The 245-nt window shown below is 47.8% G+C and carries 1 pseudogene; it reads right to left on the minus strand.

Going from position 1 to position 245, the window contains the following annotated elements:
• Positions 1–245 (minus strand): annotated as a pseudogene (locus HBA93_RS22775) (N-ethylammeline chlorohydrolase); the annotation flags it as partial.

The raw sequence follows: 245 nt of genomic DNA on the forward strand, positions 1-245 counted from the left end.
GTTTCACCCCATTCCCGATAGAACAGGGAGGCAATAGGCATAGCTGTGGTGATGCCGTTACGGATCAGCTGAGCGAAAGAATAGCGTTTTTGGAAAGCCAGTTCTTCTGCGGAATACATTTCATAAGGGCCGCGTTCCATATAGCTTTTTGGCCAGACGCGCCCTTTTTTCCATGAAGGCTGATTGTCAAAAGACAAGATTGTTGTGTCGATATCCGACAGTGCATCAAGGTCGATAAAACCCGG

The organism is Ochrobactrum sp. SFR4, from assembly GCF_019730395.1.
In the GTDB taxonomy this organism is placed as follows: Bacteria; Pseudomonadota; Alphaproteobacteria; order Rhizobiales; family Rhizobiaceae; genus Pseudochrobactrum.